The 20,596-nt window shown below is 72.1% G+C and carries 16 protein-coding genes; 8 read left to right on the top strand and 8 right to left on the bottom strand.

Annotated features, from left to right (window positions below; genetic code table 11):
- Positions 1–114 precede the first annotated feature (114 nt).
- The 4 genes from ACIRG6_RS25205 to ACIRG6_RS25190 all read right to left on the bottom strand — a co-directional run bounded on the left by ACIRG6_RS25205 (position 115) and on the right by ACIRG6_RS25190 (position 5,776).
- Positions 115–990 carry a geranyl diphosphate 2-C-methyltransferase gene (locus tag ACIRG6_RS25205; RefSeq protein ID WP_350721550.1) on the bottom strand — a complete coding sequence of 292 codons (876 nt, stop codon included), beginning with the start codon at positions 988–990 and terminating at the stop codon, positions 115–117.
- Positions 991–1,005: 15 nt separating this feature from the next.
- A complete protein-coding gene (locus ACIRG6_RS25200) occupies positions 1,006–2,328 on the bottom strand; it encodes a family 2 encapsulin nanocompartment cargo protein terpene cyclase (RefSeq protein WP_403324630.1) in 1,323 nt (440 codons plus the stop codon).
- Positions 2,329–2,410: 82 nt separating this feature from the next.
- Complete coding sequence (locus ACIRG6_RS25195; protein WP_403324629.1) at positions 2,411–3,826, bottom strand: family 2B encapsulin nanocompartment shell protein; 1,416 nt, start codon at positions 3,824–3,826, stop codon at positions 2,411–2,413.
- A 939-nt stretch (positions 3,827–4,765) separates the two neighbouring features.
- Positions 4,766–5,776: a hypothetical protein gene (locus tag ACIRG6_RS25190; protein WP_350721547.1), complete on the bottom strand. Its 1,011-nt coding sequence runs from the start codon at positions 5,774–5,776 to the stop codon at positions 4,766–4,768.
- A 382-nt stretch (positions 5,777–6,158) separates the two neighbouring features.
- On the opposite strand from ACIRG6_RS25190, the gene ACIRG6_RS25185 reads away from it, so the two are divergent.
- Both ACIRG6_RS25185 and glpK read left to right on the top strand, forming a co-directional pair.
- The gene (locus tag ACIRG6_RS25185) at positions 6,159–7,004 is read left to right on the top strand and encodes an MIP/aquaporin family protein (RefSeq protein WP_318215962.1); all 846 of its coding nucleotides are present in this window, start codon (positions 6,159–6,161) and stop codon (positions 7,002–7,004) included.
- 26 nt (positions 7,005–7,030) lie between these two features.
- Positions 7,031–8,548, top strand: a complete 1,518-nt coding sequence (gene glpK / locus ACIRG6_RS25180; protein ID WP_364680662.1) for a glycerol kinase GlpK — start codon at positions 7,031–7,033, stop codon at positions 8,546–8,548.
- A 25-nt stretch (positions 8,549–8,573) separates the two neighbouring features.
- On the opposite strand, the gene ACIRG6_RS25175 is transcribed toward glpK, so the two are convergent.
- On the bottom strand, positions 8,574–9,017 hold the full coding sequence (locus ACIRG6_RS25175; RefSeq protein ID WP_239769430.1) for a DUF3093 domain-containing protein: 444 nt from the start codon (positions 9,015–9,017) through the stop codon (positions 8,574–8,576).
- 124 nt (positions 9,018–9,141) lie between these two features.
- Here ACIRG6_RS25175 and ACIRG6_RS25170 point away from each other — a divergent pair, with 124 nt between their 5' ends.
- Positions 9,142–9,474 (top strand): hypothetical protein, encoded by a 333-nt coding sequence (locus ACIRG6_RS25170; protein ID WP_403324628.1) that lies wholly within the window; start codon positions 9,142–9,144, stop codon positions 9,472–9,474.
- Between the two features lie 40 nt (positions 9,475–9,514).
- Here ACIRG6_RS25170 and htpG read toward each other — a convergent pair whose 3' ends face one another.
- On the bottom strand, positions 9,515–11,413 hold the full coding sequence (gene htpG, locus ACIRG6_RS25165; protein ID WP_403324627.1) for a molecular chaperone HtpG: 1,899 nt from the start codon (positions 11,411–11,413) through the stop codon (positions 9,515–9,517).
- Between the two features lie 310 nt (positions 11,414–11,723).
- Between htpG and ACIRG6_RS25160 the strand changes: the two genes are divergently transcribed.
- Positions 11,724–12,596: an SGNH/GDSL hydrolase family protein gene (locus tag ACIRG6_RS25160; protein WP_364821289.1), complete on the top strand. Its 873-nt coding sequence runs from the start codon at positions 11,724–11,726 to the stop codon at positions 12,594–12,596.
- 30 nt (positions 12,597–12,626) lie between these two features.
- On the opposite strand, the gene ACIRG6_RS25155 is transcribed toward ACIRG6_RS25160, so the two are convergent.
- Both ACIRG6_RS25155 and ACIRG6_RS25150 read right to left on the bottom strand, forming a co-directional pair.
- The gene (locus ACIRG6_RS25155; protein WP_403324626.1) at positions 12,627–13,553 is read right to left on the bottom strand and encodes a hypothetical protein; all 927 of its coding nucleotides are present in this window, start codon (positions 13,551–13,553) and stop codon (positions 12,627–12,629) included.
- Positions 13,554–13,575: 22 nt separating this feature from the next.
- A complete protein-coding gene (locus ACIRG6_RS25150; protein WP_239769425.1) occupies positions 13,576–13,968 on the bottom strand; it encodes a hypothetical protein in 393 nt (130 codons plus the stop codon).
- A 79-nt stretch (positions 13,969–14,047) separates the two neighbouring features.
- On the opposite strand from ACIRG6_RS25150, the gene ACIRG6_RS25145 reads away from it, so the two are divergent.
- The 4 genes from ACIRG6_RS25145 (at position 14,048) to ACIRG6_RS25130 (ending at position 20,524) form a co-directional block, all read left to right on the top strand.
- Positions 14,048–17,869, top strand: a complete 3,822-nt coding sequence (locus ACIRG6_RS25145) for a CHAT domain-containing tetratricopeptide repeat protein (RefSeq protein WP_403324625.1) — start codon at positions 14,048–14,050, stop codon at positions 17,867–17,869.
- Positions 17,870–17,914: 45 nt separating this feature from the next.
- Positions 17,915–18,871, top strand: a complete 957-nt coding sequence (locus tag ACIRG6_RS25140; protein ID WP_364680645.1) for a GlxA family transcriptional regulator — start codon at positions 17,915–17,917, stop codon at positions 18,869–18,871.
- Between the two features lie 107 nt (positions 18,872–18,978).
- Complete coding sequence (gene gap, locus ACIRG6_RS25135) at positions 18,979–19,977, top strand: type I glyceraldehyde-3-phosphate dehydrogenase (protein WP_364821294.1); 999 nt, start codon at positions 18,979–18,981, stop codon at positions 19,975–19,977.
- Positions 19,978–20,026: 49 nt separating this feature from the next.
- A complete protein-coding gene (locus ACIRG6_RS25130) occupies positions 20,027–20,524 on the top strand; it encodes a peptidylprolyl isomerase (protein WP_318215954.1) in 498 nt (165 codons plus the stop codon).
- Positions 20,525–20,596 lie beyond the last annotated feature (72 nt).

Here is a 20,596-nt window from a genome sequence, read left to right as displayed (position 1 = left end):
AACGACCTGGAGACCTTCGACCGGGCCCGGCACGCCCCGGTGGAGGTACCGGCCGGAGGGTTCTCGTGGAGGGGCCGGAGTCGCCGGCGGGCGACCCGGCCCCCACGGCGGGGCCTACACGCGGTCGGCCGCGATCAGAACGTACTGGAAGGAGCCGTCGCGGTAGGACTCGATGAACGCCTCCTCGATCCCGGTGACGAGCGAGGACGTCGCCCGCAGCTCCCAGTAGGGCAGTGTGTCGGGCGTGAGGTCGACGATGGTGTGCGGCACGAGCCGGTTGTCGGCCATGGCGCGCAGATACTCGCGGCGGGAATGGATGTTGCACTCGAAGTGGGCGTTGATCTGCGAGACCCACTTCGACGGCTGGCCGTAACGCGGGTTCCAGCAGCCGGTGATGGTCACGTACCGGCCGCCGGCCTTCAGGAAGCGGGAGTGCTCGGCGAACAGATCGTGGAGGTCGACGTACATGGTCGACTCATTGTTCCACGAGGCCGTGACGCTGCCCTTGTCGAAGGGCGTGTCGAGCATGTTGCACACGCGGGAGCGGACGTGGTCGTCGATACGCAGTTCTCGCGCGCGCCGGTTGCCGAAGTCGGCCTGGGCGGCGGAGAGGGTGACGCCCTCGACCCGGCAGCCGAAGCGGCGGTGGGCCATGACCATGGAGCCGCCGCGTCCGCAACCGGCGTCGACGAGTGTGTCGCCGGGACCGACCGGGCCGAGGTGGTCCATGAGGAACTCCGCCTGTGCCGACTCCAGCCGGTGCAGCTCCGCGACGACCTTCTTCTCGTACTCGCTGTGTGCCGGGTCGCCGAGCGCGGCATGGTCCACGGCGCCGATGCCGTAGTGGTGGTGATAGAGCCCGTCCACGTCACCGAGGCGGAGGTTGACCGGCCGCGCCTCGTTGTTCCAGTAGCGGGCGATGTCCTCCTGGTACGGCGTCGCCGGGGCCGGGATCTTCGCGGTGGCGGTGGAGGTGGTCTCAGTGGTCACAGATATGTCCGTTCTTTACCAGAAGTCGGGCAGGCTGTAGCGGTAGGTGTTGGTGCGGTGCCAGTCGTGATTGCCGTCGACCCAGGCGGCCACGCCCCTCAGGAAGCGCAGCACGGTGGGCAGGGGGCAGGCCTCGGCGAGGTCGGCCGCGGCGGCCTCGAAGGCGTGCTGGAGTTCGTTGTGGACCTCGACGGCCTTGAGATAGGCGTCGCGCTCGGAGAGTTGCTCTCGTTCCGCGATCACCACCGGCAGATTCAGGTGGCGACCCGGACTGTTGAGTTCCTTGGTGTACGAATAGAGGTCGTTGACGATGGTGGTCGCGTTGCCGGCGAGGGCGATGACCCGTTGCATGTCCGGCCGGGCGTGGAGGTCCGCGGGCAGTTCGTAGCCGCCGACGGTGTCGGTGATCGTGGGGCAGGGGCGGAAGTTGTTGAACTGGCGCATCGCCAGGTACTCCCACACCTCCGGGACGTGTCCGGTCTGCGCCCAGGCGGCTTCGGCGAGGTAGCCCATGTGCAGCCGGGCCATGTCGTGCCGGTAGCGGTCGGCCTGGGAGGGTGAGGCGGCGCGGACGAAGTAGTCCATGGCGCTGTGGTACGCCCGGCGCGGGGCGTCCACTGTGAGGGATTCCCGCCACGCCGGCGTGTACTCCGCGGTGGTGTGGAAGTGGTCGATCGCGGTGTGCGCGAGGAGGAGGCGCCCGCCGAGACCGACCGGTGAGCCGCCGTGGTCCTCGCAGTAGCAGTCGTCCACCGCGTTCTCCGCGACCATCAGCCGCGTGGCGAGCATCAGGTGGTCGACGGTCGGGGCGTCGGGGTGGCAGACGACCATGTAACGGCCGACGGAAAAGCCGTCGAACTGCCCCTCCCACTCCTCGGGATAGAGCTGGACCTCGTCCTCGGCCCAGCGCTTGATCCGGCGGCTCACCTCCTCGACCCGAACGGGGTCGGGCTCCGGGACGGGGTGATGGTAGAGGCCGGGAACGGCTCGTCCGGCGGCGGGCGGAGCGGATGCCGGGGACACCGGATCCGGTTGCTTCCTGTATCTTCCGGCCAGGGCGAGGGAGGCCGTGCCCGGTCCGGTCGGTCCGCGCAGGATCCGCCGGAGCGCGGAGTCGGCCGCGGTCGTGACGGGCGTGTCCGTCACGGCGGGGGCGGGCGCCGGGGGTGGCGCCGGGTCGGGGATCGAGAGCGGTGGATGCAGTGCGGCCAGGAAGTCGGACGCGGTCGGCCTGACCGAGAGGCCCGGGATCACCGGGGCGGGGATGTCCGGCACGGCTGTGGGCGGCGTCGGCCCCTGTCCAGGGGGTGATGTTCCGAGGGACCCGGAGTCGGGCATCGGCGGCTCCTTGCTGCTGTGGGGTGGACGCTCCGTGGTGCGTGGGACGTGCCGGGCGTGGCCCTGCGGGCGCTTCAGGGCTTCAGCGCGGCACGGGGGCGATCTGTACGTTCTCCATCACGCCGAGGGCGTCGGGCAGGAGCACCGCGGCGGAGTAGTAGGTGCTGACGAGGTAGGAGATGACCGCCTGCTCGTTGATGCCCATGAACCTCACCGAGAGGCCCGGTTCGTACTCGTCCGCCAGTCCTGTCTGCCGCAGGCCGATGACGCCCTGGTTCTTCTCGCCGGTGCGCATCGCGATGATGGAGCTGGTCTGCTCCTTGCTGATCGGGATCTTGTTGCAGGGCAGGATGGGGACGCCCCGCCAGGCGGGGACGGATTGCCCGCCGAGGTCGACGTGGTCGGGGTAGAGACCACAGGCGTTGAAGCCGTGTCCGATGGCGGCGATGGTCCTGGGGTGGGCGAGGAACATCTTGGTGCCGCGCCGACGGCAGAGCAGATCGTCCATGTCGTCCGGGGTCGGCCGGCCGGTGCGGGACTGGATGCGCTGCTTGAAGTCGGCATTGTGCAGCAGCCCGAACTCGCGGTTGTTGATCAGCTCGTGTTCCTGCCGCTCACGCAAGGCCTCGACGGTGAGCCGGAGTTGCTCCTCGGTCTGATGCATCGGACCGTTGTAGAGGTCGGCGACCCGCGTGTGGATCCGCAGAACGGTCTGGGCGACGGAGAGCTCGTACTCGCGCGGCTGCAGTTCGTAGTCGACGAAGGTCCCGGGCAGTTCGGTCTCGCCGACGTGGCCGGCCGACAGGGCGATCTCGGCCTCGCCGTGTTTGTTCTGCCGCTGCCGCGTCCGGGAGGTGAACTCGTCGACGTGGGCCCGCAGATGCGGCGCGGAGGCCTGGACCGAGGTGAAGTCGGCTCGGGACAGGGTGAGGAGGGTGCCGGAGGTCTCGGCGGTGACCGTGCAGTCGTGCCGGGCGTCGGAGTCCGACAGTGCCTTCTCGCCGAAGTGGTCGCCGTCCGCGAGCACCGCGATGGCGATCTCTCCACCGTACTTGCCCTCAGAGGTCTGGCTGACCCGGCCGTGGGCGATGAGGTGGATGCGGTCTGCGGGACTGCCGCGCTCGACGAGGACTTCGCCCGCCGCGAAGTCGCGCTGCGTGCAGCGGTCGGCGAGGGCGGTGAGGACGTCCGTGTCCGTGAATCCGCGCAGCAGGGCCAGCTCGGTGAGCTCCCGCGGGACCACCCGGACCGTGGCGCCCTCCTGGACGAACTCGATGCGCCCGTCGCCGAGGGTGTGCCGCAACCGTCGGTTGACCCGGTAGGCGCCGCCGTCGGCCTCGACCCAGGGCAGCATGCGCAGCAGCCAGCGGGAGGTGATCTCCTGCATCTGCGGGGCGGACTTGGTGGTGGTGGTGAGGTTGCGGGCAGCGGCGGTACTCAGGGACTGCTGTGGCGTGTCGGGTGGGGTCTGAGCTTCCGGAAGGCTGTCGACGGACATCGGGAGGCTTTCTCCTTGCACGGCGGGTCGACCGACGCACACGGGTGCGCCGACCGGGAGACAGGGAGGAGTGGGCATCGAGAAGGAGGGATCACGGGAATCCATCTGCCTGCAGAAAGCTAGCCGCTGGAATGGCCGCATCGACCAGGGAGACGGGATGCTTACCTCGAAGCAGTGACAATCCGTTGAATGCGGTTTATCGGTCCACCGCATGGCATCACGCCATTCCCGCCCGGCCGCCACGGCCGGCATCCGGCCGGCCGGCGGCGGCTGGGTCCCGCCGTGGGGCCCTGGCGGCGATGTCGAGCGGGAGCAGCGGCCGTTGTCCGGCGCGTGAGCGGTCGATCGCCTTGTTCGACGGCCGCCGGTGGCCGGCGACCGCGCGGCAGTCGACGGCCCTGAGCCCCGGGGGTGTTCGCGCGCCGGGCCGGTTCACGGGCCCGCAGCCGTGCTTCCCGGCCGGTCCGTGCGGCAGGTGTGTCCGAGCCCGACCGGGAGCGACACCGTGTGAGACCGAGGTCGGGCGGGGGGCGCAGGCGGCGGGCCCGCCGCGCGCCCCAGCCGCCGTCAGGATGTGTCGCGGACACCCGGGGTCCTCCGGCGCGTCGGCGGTCATCACGATCGAGGGCTGCGCTCGATCACACCTGGCGGCCGGCCAGACGGTCAGGGCCGCGGTGGCGGTGAGCCCGGCGTTGCGTGCGATCCGGCGGGTCTTCGCCCGGTGGGTGCGCCGCCGCGTCGCACCTCAACCGCACCGGGATCGGCCGGTGGTCGCGGAGCCCGCGCACCCCGGTGCGGCGGCGGACCCCGGCGCTCGTCACCTACGGCGTCGTCCGGCCCGGGCCGTGAACGGCGCGGGGGCCGCTGAGCGGACGGACCGCACTCGCGCGGCCGCTCACCGTAGGAGTGCGGTGTCCGCACCGATCGCGCTCGGCGCGGTCAGAACTCGTCCTCCGGGAAGTCCGGGTCGGTGAGGCCGCTCTCGGCGAACTCCCCCTCGTCCGTCCCCGGGCCGGCGAAGAGGCCCCCCATGAGTGCGGCCGGATCCAGCTCGGTGGCACCGGCCGGGGCGGTGGGGCGGGTGCCGTCGGTGATCCGCAGGGTCACGCCCAGCTTCTTGACGTCGGCGTCCTCCGCGAGCTTGGCGAGGTCGATGTCCACCTCGGTCAGCTCGCCGTTCTTGAGCGTGAAGTCCGCCGTCGCATCGGTGTCGGGGGCGTCCTTGAGGTCCTTGTCCGTCGGCAGCTCCATGCCCGGGGGCAGGTCCTTCGCCAGCGGGCGGATCTCGCCCAGCAGCTCGGTGATCAGCGTGCGGAAGGGAGCGGTGGCGGTGACGTGCTCGACGCCGTCCTTGCCGTCGGACGTCTTCAGCTCCACCTCGCGGGCGACGACCTCGCGCAGCGCCTTCATGAGCTTCTTCTGCGTCTTGGCGTCGAGGGTCGGCCCGGGCCCGGGAGCGTCCCCGCCCTCCTCCCCCTCGGCGGCGACGTCCTCCATCTCCTTGGTGCTGATCTTCACCCACTTGCCCTCGAGGGCGTCCTTGAGCCCCCCGGCCTCCGGGGGCAGATCCTCGATGGACGGCATGGGACTGCCCATCGCCTTGCCGAGGGTCTCGACGTCGGAACGGACGTAGACGTAGTCGCCGATCATCCGGTACTCGACGAGGTCGCCGTCCGAGCTGCTGACCTTCATGGCCATGCCGACGACGTCCTTCTCGCCGGACTCGTCGAGCGGCTTCTTCGACTCCACGGTGACCGTGATCTTCGCGTCGCTGATCAGCTCGGCGGCCTCGTCCGGGATCTCCTCGCCGGGCGCGGGCTCGGATGCGGCGTCGAGCGCCTTCAGCGACGCGACGTCGGTGTCCATGTCGAGCTCGAAGGAGAGCGTCTTCTTCTTGCCGAGCTCCTCGAAGGCCTGGTCGAGCTTCTTGCCGGCGGAGAGCTGCTCCACCGTGCCGCAGGCGGCGGAGCCCGCGAGGACGGCACCGACGACGGCGGTGGCGGTCAGGGTCTTGCGTATGGCGCTGATGATGGTCTCCTCGTGGGTCCGATCACGGTGTGATCGATCAGAAGACTCACAACCCGCTCACAAGGTTGCCCTCGAACACCGGTCCATGCCGAAACCCGTACGGCGCAGCGTGCGCGAGCCTTTTGTCACCCCGCCCGGCCGGCGGCTCCCGCTCCGAAACGCGGTGCTGAGGCGCGGAGTTCGCGGTCGACGGCCCGTGGTGCCGCCGTTGCGTCCGGCATGCGCCCGTCCTCGATCGGCCCTAGCGTGACAGAGGTCGCTCGAGTGATCGACGGCCGGCCCAGCCGGCGGAAGGCGAGCTGTCATGGCTGAGCGGAACAAGCGGTCTCCGTTGATCGGAGAAATGTCGGCTGAATTCGCCGGCACGATGATCCTCATTCTCTTCGGCTGCGGCGTGGTCGCCCAGGTGGTCGCGGGCGGAGCCCTCACGGACCCGCCAGGCGGCCTCGGGAACCACGACAGCATCTCCTGGGCGTGGGGGCTTGGCGTCACCCTGGGCGTCTACGTGGCGGCGCGGCTCAGCGGTGCTCACCTCAACCCCGCGGTGACCGTCGCCCTCGCCGTGTTCAAGGGGTTCTCGTGGCGCAAGGTGGCGCCCTACGTGCTGGCCCAGACGGCCGGGGCCTTCGTGGCCGCTCTGCTGGTCCGCTGGAACTACACCGAAGCGCTGGCGAAGGCCGACCCCGGCCACACCCTCAAGACGCAGTTCGTGTTCTCCACGCTCCCCGCCAACGGGAACACCGCTCTCCCGGTCCACGAGTGGGGCGCCTTTCGCGACCAGGTCATCGGCACCGCCATCCTGCTGCTGCTGATCATGGCCCTCACGGACCTGCTGAACTCGCCGCCGGGGGCGAACCTGGCCCCCTTCATCATCGGCCTGGTCGTGGTGGCGATCGGCATGGCCTTCGGTACGAACGCGGGCTACGCCATCAACCCGGCCCGCGACTTCGGTCCCCGGCTGGCCAGTTTCATCACCGGGTACGGCGGAGCGTGGCGGGATCAGTACGGGAACTTCTACTTCTGGGTGCCGATCGTCGCGCCGCTGATCGGTGGCGTGCTCGGCGCGGGTCTGTACAAGGCGTTCATCGGCCGCTTCCTGCCCACCGCCGAACCCGAGCCTCCGGGACGGGTCCCGGCACCCGCGGACTGACCACACCGGCTGGAGAGGCAGACATCATGGCGGACTTCGTCGGCGCGGTGGACCAGGGGACCACCAGCACCCGATTCATGATCTTCGACCACGGCGGCAACGAGGTGGCGAAGCACCAGCTGGAGCACGCCCAGATCCTCCCGCGTTCCGGGTGGGTGGAGCACGACCCGGTGGAGATCTGGGAGCGCACCAACTCGGTGATGCAGAACGCCCTCCGCTACGGCGGCCTCTCGGCGACCGACCTGCAGGCGATCGGCATCACCAACCAGCGTGAGACCACGGTGGTCTGGGATCCCCGCAACGGCCGCCCCTACTACAACGCCATCGTGTGGCAGGACACGCGCACCGACGCGATCGCGGCGAACCTCGAACGCTCGGGCAAGGGCGACGTCATCCGGCGCAAGGCGGGCCTGCCCCCGGCGACGTACTTCTCCGGCGGCAAGATCCAGTGGATCCTGGAGAACGTCGACGGCGTACGCGAAGCGGCGGAACGGGGCCACGCGCTCTTCGGCAACACCGACGCGTGGGTCCTGTGGAACCTGACGGGCGGGCCCGACGGCGGCATCCACGCCACCGACGTGACGAACGCCAGCCGCACCATGCTGATGAACCTGGAGACGCTCGACTGGGACGACGAGCTGCTGGGCTTCTTCGGCATCCCCCGGGCGATGCTGCCGGCCATCAACGCCTCCTCGCACCCCGAGGCGTACGGGGTGACCCGGACGACCCGGCCGCTGCGCGCTCCCCTCCCGATCGGCGGGGTCCTCGGCGACCAGCAGGCGGCCACGGTCGGGCAGGTGTGCTTCCGCCCCGGCGAGGCCAAGAACACCTATGGCACCGGCAACTTCCTGGTGCTCAACACCGGGACGGAACTGGTCCGTTCCCAGCACGGTCTGCTCACCACGGTGGCCTACCGATTCGGCGACGACCCCGTCGTGTACGCGCTCGAGGGCTCCATCGCGGTGACCGGCTCCGCCGTGCAGTGGCTGCGCGACCAGATGAAGATCATCAAGACCGCCGCCGAGAGCGAGGACCTCGCCCGCACCGTCGACGACAACGGCGGCATGTACTTCGTCCCCGCCTTCTCCGGCCTCTTCGCGCCGTACTGGCGCTCCGACGCCCGCGGGGCGATCGTCGGCCTCGCCCGCTACAACGACAACGCGCACCTGGCCCGGGCCACCCTGGAGGCCATCTGCTACCAGAGCCGCGACGTCGTGGAGGCCATGGAGCAGGACTCCGGGGTCCATCTCGACGTGCTCAAGGTCGACGGCGGTGTGACCGCCAACGACCTCTGCATGCAGATCCAGTCCGACGTCCTCGGCGTCCCGGTCAGCCGTCCCGTCGTCGCGGAGACCACCGCGCTGGGCGCCGCCTATGCGGCGGGGCTGGCCACGGGGTTCTGGCGGGACACCGACGAACTGCGCACGCACTGGCACGAGTCCAGGCGCTGGGAGCCCCGGTGGACCGACGAGCAGCGCGCGGAGGGCTACGCCGGCTGGAAGCAGGCGGTGGAACGCACACTCGACTGGGTGAAGATCCCCTGAGGACCCGGTGGCCCGGACAACCCGGTCAGCGGCGGGCGAAGGACAGCACGGCGAGGAGGGTGGTCGGCTGCCGCGTGGAGAGGTACACGTAGGGGGCGGGGCAGTCCGGGTCGTCGATCTCGATGCGCAGGGCCGTCGGGATGTGGCTGCGCAGCAGCATCTTCGCGCGGACGTCGGCCCGCCGGGTGCGCCACAGGAACGCCTCTTCGGCGTCGAGGATCTCCGCCAGTCCGAGGGCGGTGAGCGGGAACCGGAGCTGCCCGGCCGTCAGGTGCCGGTCCGTCACCACGATGGCGGCGGCGCCGTAGGCGTGCAGCCCCAGTGCGGTGAGGGCCGCCACGACCGCCAGCCCGGTGACGGCGGCGACGGGCCCGAAGGGCAGCAGGACGACGGCGGCCATCACGCTCAGCAGAGCGGCGACCCAGAACGCGGATCTCGGGACGCCGAGACGTTCTTCGTACAGACGCATGCCCTCACCCTCTCAGCTCCGGGCGGCGGTGCGCGGCCCGGGCCCTCCCTGTCAGGTCACAGGTTCACGCCGGCGCGCCCAGGGCCTTCACTGGACGCAACGTCGGTGAACGGAAGGGCATGACATGAAGGTTCTCTGGAAGCGCGCACTCGTCACCGGAGCGGCCGCGGTCGCTCTGACGGGGACGGTCGGTCTCGTGACCGCCTCACCCGCGGCCGCCGAGGGCAATGTGCTGCAGTGCCACACCTGGATCGCCCATGACACGGCCTACGGCGAGTGCCACAACCCCGGGACGCAGCCGCACGCGTTCTCGGTGCGCGCGATCTGCGGGTGGTCCGTCGACAGCTACTCGAACTGGATCTACGTGTCGCCCGGCGGGACCAGTTCGGCCGGCGTGGGCTGCAGCGGACCGCTCACGACCGGCGTCGGCGGGGTGGCCATCGAGTACGGCGGCTGAGGGCGGCCGGGGGGCGCCCTCAGCCTGCCGTCCCGCGTGCCTACAGGGTGCGCTCCAGGCGGTCCGCCACGAGCTTGACGAACCGGGCCGGCTCCTGGGGCCGGCCGCCCTCGGCGAGCACCGCGAGGGCGTGGAGGAGTTCGGCGGTCTCGGTGACCTCCGTGCGGTCCTCGCGCTCGGTGTAGGCCCGGTTCAGGGCCTTCACCAGCTGGTGCTCCGGGTTGAGTTCGAGGATGCGCTTGGCGTGGGGGACCTCCTGGCCCATCGCCCGGTACATGTTCTCCAGCGCGGGCGTGAGGTCGTCGGCGTCGGAGACGACACAGGCCGGGGAGACCGTGAGGCGGGAGGAGAGGCGGACCTCCTTGACGTCCTCGCCCAGGTGCTCGGTCATCCAGCCGAGCAGCCCTGCGTACTCCTCGCTCCGCCGGTCCTTCTCGGCGTCGGTCTTCTCGTCCTCGCCGCCGTCGAGGTCGATCTCGCCCTTGGTCACCGACCGCAGCCGCTTGCCCTCGTACTCGCCCACCGCGTCGGTCCACACCTCGTCCACCGGGTCGGTGAGCAGCAGGACCTCGACGCCCTTGGCCCGGAAGGCCTCCATGTGCGGGGACGCCTCCATGGCCTGCCGGGACTCGCCCGTCATGAACCAGACGGTGTCCTGTCCCTCCTTCATCCGCTCCACGTACTGCTTCAGCGTGACCGGCGCCTCGGCGTCGTGCGTGGTGGCGAACGAGGAGACGGCGAGGATCGCCTCGCGGTTCTCGGAGTCCGTGATCAGGCCCTCCTTGAGGACGGCACCGAACTCCCGCCACAGCGTGGCGTAGCGGTCCGGCGCGGACGCCCTCATGTCCTTGAGCGTCGACAGGACCTTCTTGGTCAGGCGGCGCTGGATCATGCGGATGTGGCGGTCCTGCTGGAGGATCTCGCGGGAGACGTTGAGCGAGAGGTCCTGCGCGTCGACGACGCCCTTGACGAAGCGCAGGTAGGGCGGGAGGAGTTCCTCGCAGTCGTCCATGATGAAGACGCGCTTCACGTAGAGCTGCACGCCGCGCCGGTGCCCCTGGGTGAACAGGTCGTGCGGGGCGTGGGAGGGGACGAAGAGCAGGGCCTGGTACTCGAAGGTGCCCTCCGCCTGGAACCGGATCGTCTCCAGCGGCTCGCGCCAGTCGTGGCTGAGGTGCTTGTACAGCTCGTGGTACTCGTCGTCGGACACCTCGTCGCGCGGGCGCGCCCACAGGGCCTTCATCGAGTTGAGGGTCTCCGCCTCACCGGGCTCGCCGCCGTCTCCGGTTTCCCCGACGAGGCGGATGGGCCAGGTGATGAAGTCCGAGTACCGCTTGACGATCTCCTTCACCTTCCAGGGGGAGGTGTAGTCGTGGAGCTGGTTCTCGGTGTCCGCCGGCTTGAGGTGGAGGGTGACGGCGGTTCCCTGCGGCGCCTCGTCGACCGTTTCCAGGGTGTACGTGCCCTCGCCGCGCGAGGTCCAGCGCGTGCCCTGGGTCTCGCCGGCGCGGCAGGTCACGAGGGTGACCTCGTCGGCCACCATGAAGCCCGAGTAGAAGCCGACGCCGAACTGCCCGATGAGCCCGTCGGTCCCGTCGCCGTCCTGAGCCTCTCGCAGCTCCTTGAGGAACGCGGCCGTGCCCGAGTTGGCGATGGTGCCGATGAGCCGCGTCACCTCGTCGTACGACATCCCGATGCCGTTGTCCCGCACGGTGAGGGTACGGGCCTGGCTGTCGATGTCGAGCTCGATGTGCAGGTCGCTCACGTCGACGTCGAGCGAGTCGTCCCGCAGGGCGGCCAGGCGCAGCTTGTCCAGCGCGTCGGAGGCGTTGGAGACGAGCTCGCGCAGGAAGACGTCCTTGTTCGAGTAGACCGAGTGGATCATCAGCTGCAGGAGCTGACGCGCCTCTACCTGGAACTCAAACGTTTCGGTCGGCATGGTTGGTGACTACCTCACTGATCCGCAGTCGTCTGCACTGGTGAAGGCCACTTTAGAACAGCCCGGGCTCTCCACGGGTGCCGTCAGGCGTCGTAGGGCACGGGCGGGTCCGCTGCAAGAAGTTCAGTCGACAACGTTGACGCGGTGATGAGACCGCGGGCACATTACTTAACGGTAGAACCGATTGGTAACTCGCGTTCGGTACTCCACGTTCCCTCGCTCGAGCCGCCGCATTCTCACCGATCAGCACGCCTGCGCGGGCACCGCCGTGCCCGCTTTCGCGTGTCCGCTTCTTGAGAAGAGAGAGCACATGCCGAAGCATGCCGTGCGCCGTGTCATGACCGCGACAGCCGCCGCGGTCGGCACGCTGGCCCTCAGTGTCACCGCTGCCGCCGCCGACACCACACCGTCCCTCGACTACGTCGCCCTCGGCGACAGCTACAGCGCCGGCTCCGGCGTCCTGCCCGTGGACCCGACGAACCTGCTGTGTCTGCGATCCACCGCGAACTACCCGCACGTCATCGCCTCCCGGACGGGCGCCCGCCTCGACGACGTCACCTGCGGCGCCGCCGAGACGAAGCACTTCACGCAGGCCCAGTACCCGGGCGTCGCCCCCCAGGTGGACGCGCTCGGCGCGGGAACGGACCTGGTGACGCTGACCATCGGCGGCAACGACAACGGCACGTTCATCAACGCGGTGACGGCCTGCGGCACCGCGGGCCTGCTCAGCGGCGGCAAGGGGAGCCCCTGCAAGGACAAGCACGGCACGTCCTTCGACGACCAGATCGAGGCGAACACCTACCCCGCCCTCAAGGAAGCTCTGCGCAGCGTCCGCGCGAAGGCACCCAACGCCCGTGTGGCGGCCCTGGGTTACCCGTGGATCGTGCCGGCCACCGCCGATCCGGCCTGCTTCCTGAAGCTGCCGATCGCCTCCGGTGACGTGCCCTATCTGCGGGGCATCCAGGCGCACCTCAACGCGGTCGTCCAGCGCGCCGCCGCGGAGACCGGCGTCACCTACGTGGACTTCGCCGGGGCTTCCGAGGGGCACGACGCCTGCAAGGCCGCCGGCACCCGGTGGATCGAACCGCTGCTGTTCGGCCAGAACCTGGTCCCCGTCCACCCCAACGCCCTGGGAGAGCGCCGCATGGCCGAGCACACCATGGACGTCCTCGGTCTGGACTGATCCGGCGGCCGGGCCGGTCCCGCCACGGCCTCAGCCGGCCTTCCGGAAGAGCTCCGACATCCGGTCGCCCGTGGCGGCGGCCAGCGGCCCGGCCGAGTCCGGGGCCACCAGGCCGACCCGGGCGGCCAGTTCCCTGCCGTGGACGTCGACGGCGGCCTCGACGAGTTCCGCCAGCGCCTCCAGCGCCGCCCGGGCCCGTGCCCGGGACACGGCGGCGCAGGCGACGGCGGGCAGCGCGGCCGGCCACCACCAGCAGGCGACCAGGGCGTAGCCGGCCGACCAGGCCGCGAGCCGTCCCGCGGCGCCGAAGGAGTCGCGGGACGACTGGATCTGCCGTACGGCGGGTTCGGGGAGGATCAGCCACAGCCGGGGCCACAGCGCCGCGAGGTCGGCACCGTAGGCGTCCTCGACGCGGTCCGCCACCGCCTGCATGCGGTCCCCGTACCAGCAGGGCCGCACCGGCGCGCGCAGCGAGATGCGGTCGCGGGCCTCGGTGAGGTCCTGGATCCGCGCCCACACGTCCGCGGGGACCGTCAGCGCACCGTCCGCTCCCCTGCCGGCCGGAGCGGTGCGGGCCACCGCCCCTTCGAGCTCGGCGTCCCTCCGGGTCCACCGGCGCCGCCGTCGCGCGGTGAGGGCGCGCGAGAGCGGGTCGCGGCCCGAACGCAGCCAGTACCGCTCGATCGCGCCGCCGAGGAACTGCGCGGCGAGCGCCGCCGCCGCGGCGGTCAGCAGGACGAACGCCACCAGGAGTGCGGCGGTGCCGGTCCGGTCCAGCGCGGGCCGGGCGGCGAGGTCGTCCAGCGTGTCGCGCAGCCGGTCGACGTCGTGCCAGTGACGGTGCCCGAGGCGGGTGCCGACGGCCGCGACGGCGAGGAAGAGCGCTCCGGGCAGCACCAGCAGGTTCAGCCAGCGCTCGGTGAGTTTGCCGCCCAGAGTGGCGAGGAGGGGGTTCACGGTGTCGGCGGCCCTGGCGCGGTCACCGGTCGGGGCGCAGGCGCGCCTTGTGCATGCGTGCGTCGTGGACGGCGCAGTGCGGGGCGGGCAGCAGGTCGCGGACGCGTTCGGTGCGGCTGCAGCGTGCCGGTCCGGGGCACACGGCCACCTTGAGGTGCGTGGTCACGCCGGGCACCCCGACGCCCCGGGACGCGACGAGCAGCCCGCCCGCGTACCCGGCCCGGCGCAGGGCGTGGTCGAGGGCGTCGAAGCAGGCGGCGAGTTCGTCGGCTCCCGCGCCCGCGCGCAGCAGATCCCGCGCACGCTCGGCCGCCTCCCCGACGCCGGGCCGCTGCATCTCCTCCCGGGAGCCGAGCAGGGCGCACAACGCCGCCTGACGGTGCACGAGTTCGGGAACGCCGGGCGATACGGTCATGGTCCCAGTGTGCCTCAGGAAGGGCACAGTGGAGAGTGAGTCGCCAAGCCGCCGGAGTCGACTGCAGGGGGACGACAGGGTGAGGGACGACCGGGACCGGTTCGTACAGGCCGTCAGCGCACGCCTCGCGCGGGCCGGCACCGCGGCCACGGGGGCGGACCCGGACGTGGTGTTCGGCCCGGCCGCGGACGCCGAGTTGCGGGCGCTGCTGCGGGCCACGGACCCGAGGACCGATCTGGAGGCCCGGCACGTGGCCGGATGGCTGTGCGTCGCCCGCGCGTCGGCCACCTCCGGCGTCGAGGGCAGCATCCACGGAGCGATGGCCGGCACGCTGCTCTTCCCCGTGTGGGTGGCCGATCCCCGGCTCGTGCCACCGCAGTTGGCGGCCGGCTTCGCCGCCGCCGACCCCGCCGACCTCCCCGACCCGGCGGACGCCGACGGTGTCGCCGAGTGGTCGGCACAGTGCGCCGCGTCCCTGATCGCGGCCGAGGGCCGGCAGCACCGGCCGCCGCGCGACGCCACCGAGGACGACCTGCGTCTGTACGCACTGGCCGAGCGGGTGAGCGCCTCGGCACCGAGCCGCGAGGTGCTGCTCGCCACGGCCGTCGCCGCGGGCAGCCTCGCCGTCCTCGCGACCCCGGAGGACGACCCCGCGTACGGCGCCCGGATCGCCGATCTGACCCACGCGCTGTCCCTCCGCGAGCGGGACGGCGCGGAGGCCGGCCCGGACACCGAGCTCCTGCTCACCCACCGCACCCTCAAGGCCCTCCCCGGCCACTCCCCCGACCGGCTCCCGGCGCTCAGCAATCTGGGCATCCAGCTCCTGGACCGCTATCAGCGCGCGCACGACCCGGAGGACCTGTACGAAGCGGCCGGCATCGCCCGCGACGTGCTGGCCCAACTCCCCGCCGGCAGCCCGCACCTGGCCCACTGCCTGAGCACCCTGGGCGCCACGCTGCTCGCGCTGCGCAACCGGGAGGGCGGCACCGTCGAGGAGTGCGACGAGGTGGTGGACCTGTTCCGCCGGGCCGCTCCCGGCGACCCTAAGGGCCCGGCCGCGGCAGGCGTCAACCTGGGCCTCGCACTTGTCCTTCGCTACCAGCGGGCCGGCCGACCGCACGATCTGCACGAGGCGGTCGCGGTGTTCACCGAGGCCCTGAACGCGACGCAGGACCCCGAGCAGGGCGTCGGCGTACGCGCCGCGCTGGGCAACGCGCTGCGGGCCCGCTACGCGCTGAGCGGCGATCCCGCCGATCTGGACGCGGCGATCTCGCATCTGTCCGCCGTGGCGGCCGTGTCCACGCAGGCGACGCCCCGCACGGCGACGCGGCTGCTCGCACCCGCGATGGCCCTGCACGCCCGCTACCGGCTGGACCCCGAGGGCAACCGCGCGGACCTGGCCGAGGCCCTCGCGTTCCTGCGGCGGGCCGAGTCGCTGCTGCCGCCGGGTCACCCGGAGCGGCCCGTGACGCTGTGCGATCTCGGCCTGGTGCTGAGCGACAGTTACCAGCACAGCGGCCGTCCGGCGGAGCTGAACGAGGCGATCGAAGCGCTGCGGGAGGGCGTGGCGCTCACCCCTGACGGGCACGAGGTGCTCGGCGTGCGGCTGCTGAACCTCGGGATGGCCCTGGGACTGCGCCACGGACTGTCGGGCGACGACGAGGACCTGCGCGAGGCACAGGAGTGCCGGCACCGTGCCGGACGGCTGCCCGGGATGGGCCGCGCGCACCGCGCGACGCTGCTCGGCTCCACGGGGATCAGCGTGATGACCGGTTTCGAGCGTGCCCCCGACCCGGCCGCCCGGCTCGACGAAGCCGTCGCGCTGTTCCGGCAGGCACTCGCGCTGACCCCGGCGGACGACCCGCTCCTGCCGCGCCGACGCCACAACCTGGCCATGGCCCTGATGGCCCGCTGCGAGCGGGCGTGGCGGCCCGCTGACGTCCGGGAGGCGCGCCGGCTGGCCGACGCGGTCGTCGCGGCGCTGCCCGGTGACTCGCCCGAGCTGCCCGCCGCGCTGACGGTGGCCGCCGACTCCCGTCTGTCGGGCCTCGGCTCCCTGGTGTCGCCCGGCGCCCGGGCCGAGGCGGTCGCCCTGCTGCGCCGGGCGGTCGAGGTCACCCCGCCCGGTCACCCGCGGCGCGCGCTGCGGCTGACGAACCTGGGGGCCGTCCTGCGGGACCGGAGCACCGGCCGGAGCCGCGACGCCGACCTGGCGGAGGCGGCCGAGGTGTTCCGGACGGCCGCCCTGGAGCGGCAGTGCCCGCCCTCGGAACGGCTGAACGCCGCGCGGGCCTGCGGCGACCTGTGGGCGGAGCTCGGCGTGTGGGACCGCGCCCTGGACGGCTATGTGCGGGCGGTCGACCTGCTGCACTCCGTCGCGCCGCGCCATCTGCTGCGCGACGACCAGGAGTTGCTGCTCGGCCGGACCGTCGGCCTCGGCGCCGCCGCGGCCGCCTGTGCGGTGCGCTGCGGCCGGCCCGGGCTCGCGGTGGGTCTCCTCGAGCAGGCCAGGGGCGTCCTGCTGTCCCATGCCTTCGACGCGGACAGCGACCTCACCCGGCTCCGGGAGAAGGCGCCCGGACTCGCCGACCGGTTCGAGGAGCTCCGGGCGGCGCTCGACACGGCGACCGAGGGCCGGGAGCGGCTGAGCGAGGAGTTCACGGACCGACTCCCGGGCGGCCCGGCGCGTCCGTCCCGCGCCGCGGACGCGCGGGCCGACCGGCGCCAGCGGCTGGCCGCCGAATGGCAGGAACTCACGCGCCGCATCCGTGCCGAGCATCCCGGCCTCGGTCTGCTGCGCCCGGTGCGGGAGTGGGACGAGAGCGAGCTGCGGGCGACGGCCGCGGCCGGCCCGGTGGTCCTGGTCAACGTCTCCCCCTACGGCAGCGACGCCCTCGTCGTCACCGGGCGTTCCGTCGACGCCGTGCCGCTGCCCGGTCTCGATGCGCGGACGACGGCGGCACACCGGGAGGCGTTCGAGGAGGCGCTCGTGCGCATCGAGACGCCCGGAACCTCACGCAAGCACGCGCGGCGCGCCCAGCAGGTCGTCCGGGACACCCTCGACTGGCTGTGGCGGACGGTCACCGGCCCGGTCCTGGACCACCTGGGCCTCCCGGCCCGGCCCGCCGGGCCGTGGCCCCGCGTGTGGTGGTCGCCCGGCGGCGCCCTGGGCACGCTGCCGCTGCACGCGGCGGCCCCCACAGGCGGCGTGTCCGGAGCACTCGACCGGGTGACGTCCTCGTACACGCCGACGCTGCGGGCCCTGCACCACGCCCGGCAGCGTGTCGCGCGGCCCGCGGGCACCACGACCCTCGTGGTCGGCGTCGCGGAGGCCGCCGGCGCCGCTCCCCTGCCCGGCGCGCGCCGCGAGACGGAGCACCTGGCCGGACTGCTGCCCGGTGCCGCGGTGCTGGCGGACACCGCGGCCACGCGCTCCGCGGTCGTCTCCGCCCTGCCCCGCCACGCCCACGCGCATTTCGCCTGCCATGCCCTCAGTGATCTGGAGCGCCCGTCCGAGAGCCGGCTGGTGCTGCACGACGCCACCGAGCCTCCGCTGACCGTCCGCGACCTCGCGCGGCTCCGGCTGCCGTCCGCGCGGCTGGCGTACCTCTCCGCCTGCGACACCCTGCGCAGCAGCCCGGAGCTCGCCGACGAGGCCGTCCACATCGTCAGCGCCCTGCAGATGGCGGGCTTCCCGCACGTCGTCGGCTCCCTGTGGCACGTCGTGGACGCCATCGGCGCCGAGGTCGCGCGGGGCGTGTACGAGGCACTGCACACCGGCGGCGGCTCGCTGGACGTGGCCCGTACGGCCGGGGCCCTGCACGCGACGGTACGCGCACTGCGCGACCTGTACCCCGAGACGCCCAGCCTGTGGGCCTGCCAGGTCCATGCCGGTCCCTAGGGCCGTGCGGACACGGCCCAGGGCGTGTCCGCATACCCTGTCACCGTGCCAGCCCCCCGCCTGCGTCGCGTCGCCGTCCTTGTGCTCGAGGGTGCCAAGCCGCTCGACGTCGGCATTCCCGCGCAGGTGTTCACGACCCGCGCCAGCATGCCGTACGAGGTGCGGGTGTGCGGCGCGACGCCCGGCCTCGTGACCGGCGGCGACGGCCTGTCGTACCACGTCGCCCACGGCCTCGACGCGCTCACGTGGGCCGACCTCGTGTTCCTGCCCGGCTACCGGTTCCCGGACCGCGAGGACCCGCCGCCGGCCGTCGTCGACGCGCTGGTCGCCGCCCACGACCGGGGCGCGCGGCTCGCGGCCATCTCGACGGGCGCCTTCGCGCTCGCCGCCACGGGCCTGCTCGACGGCCGGCGGGCCACGACGCACTGGCACTACACACGGGCGCTGGCGGCGAGGCATCCGCTGGTCCGGGTCGACGAGAACGTGCTGTTCGTCGACGAGGGCCGGGTGCTCACGTCGGCGGGCGCCGCCTCCGGCATCGACCTGTGCCTGCACATCCTGCGCGGCGACCTCGGGGTGGCCGCGTCGAACCACGCGGCCCGGCGCCTGGTGGCGGCGCCCTACCGCAGCGGGGGCCAGGCGCAGTACGTGCCGCGCAGCGTGCCCGAGCCGCTCGGCGAGCGGTTCGCCGCCACCCGCGAGTGGGCGCTGCACCGGCTGGGCGAGCCCCTCACCCTGGAGACGCTGGCCCGGCACGCGGCGGTGTCGCCGCGCACCCTGTCCCGGCGCTTCGTCGAGGACACGGGGTACACGCCGATGCAGTGGATCATGCGCGCCCGCATCGACATGGCGCGTGAGCTGCTGGAACGATCGCAGCGCAGCGTGGAGCAGATCGCCGACGACGTCGGTCTCGGCACCGCCACGAATCTGCGGCTGCACTTCCAGCGCATCCTCGGCACCACGCCGACCCAGTACCGGCGGACCTTCGCCCAGGGCGAGTGACCCTCGCCCACCGGCCTGGCGGGATCCTTGCGAACCGTGGCGATCGCGCCGCTGTCCCGGGTGTGCGCCCCGCGCCAGTCTGGGTGGCGAGACGAAGGGACACACTCATGACTCGCATCGCCATCAACGGATTCGGCCGCATCGGACGCAATGTGCTGCGCGCCCTGCTCGAACGCGGCAGTGACCTGGAGGTCGTCGCCGTCAACGACCTCACGGAGCCCGCCACGCTGGCGCGCCTGCTCGCGTACGACACCACGGCCGGCCGGCTCGGCCGCCCGGTGACCGCCGACGGGGACTCCCTGGTCGTCGACGGCCGCCGGATCAAGGTGCTCGCCGAGCGCGAACCGGCACAGCTGCCCTGGGCCGAGCTGGGCGTCGACATCGTGCTGGAGGCGACCGGCCGCTTCACGTCGGCCAAGGCCGCGCGCGCCCACCTCGACGCGGGCGCCCGGAAGGTGCTCGTCAGCGCGCCGTCGGACGGCGCCGACGTGACGCTCGCGTACGGGGTCAACACCGATGCCTACGACCCGGACGTGCACACCGTCGTCTCCAACGCCTCGTGCACGACCAACGCGCTCGCGCCGCTGGCCGCGGTGCTGGACGAGCTCGCCGGCATCGAGCACGGCTTCATGACGACGGTGCACGCCTACACGCAGGAGCAGAACCTCCAGGACGGTCCGCACCGCGACGCCCGCCGCGCCCGGGCCGCCGCCGTGAACATCGTGCCCACCACCACGGGCGCCGCCAAGGCGATCGGTCTGGTGCTGCCGAACCTCGACGGCAAGCTGTCGGGCGACTCGATCCGTGTGCCGGTCCCGGTCGGGTCGATCGTCGAGCTCAACACCACAGTCTCCCGCGAGGTGACGCGCGAGGACGTGCTGGCGGCCTACCGTGCCGCGGCCGAGGGCCCGCTCGCCGGTGTCCTCGAGTACTCGGACGACCCGCTGGTGTCGTCGGACATCACCGGCAACCCGGCCTCGTCGATCTTCGACGCGGAACTCACCCGGGTCGACGGCCACCACGTCAAGGTGGTCGCCTGGTACGACAACGAGTGGGGCTTCTCCAACCGCGTGATCGACACGTTGCTGCTGCTCGCCACCCGTTGACGGGCCGCCCGGTTACCGGTTCGCGGACCACACCCGTCACAATGGTGGGATGAGCAATTCCAAGGTTTTCTTCGACATCGACATCGACGGCAAGGACGCGGGCCGCATCGTCTTCGAGCTCTTCGAGGACGTCACCCCCAAGACCGCCAAGAACTTCATCGAGCTGGCGACCGGCGAGCACGGCTTCGGCTACAAGGGCTCCCCGTTCCACCGTGTCATTCCGCAGTTCATGCTGCAGGGCGGTGACTTCACCGAGGGCAACGGCACCGGTGGCAAGAGCATCTACGGCGAGAAGTTCGCGGACGAGAACTTCCAGCTGAAGCACACCGGCCCGTACCTGCTCTCGATGGCGAACGCGGGTCCGAACTCCAACGGCTCGCAGTTCTTCATCACCACCGTTCCCACCCCGTGGCTGGACGGCAAGCACGTCGTCTTCGGCAAGGTCGTCGAGGGTACGGACGTGGTGGACACCATCGAGGGCTACGGTTCCTCCCCGTCGGGCCGCACCTCCGCGACCATCACGGTGCGGGAGTCGGGCAAGCTCTGAGCCCGCACCGGCCGGGCGAAGGCCCGCCGGACACGGCGCCCGCCGCACCGAGTGCGGCGGGCGCCGTCCCGT

Origin of the sequence: Streptomyces flaveolus, assembly GCF_044765825.1 — a bacterium.
Taxonomy (GTDB): domain Bacteria; phylum Actinomycetota; class Actinomycetes; order Streptomycetales; family Streptomycetaceae; genus Streptomyces; species Streptomyces flaveolus.
This window is presented reverse-complemented; position numbering and strand designations above follow the sequence as displayed.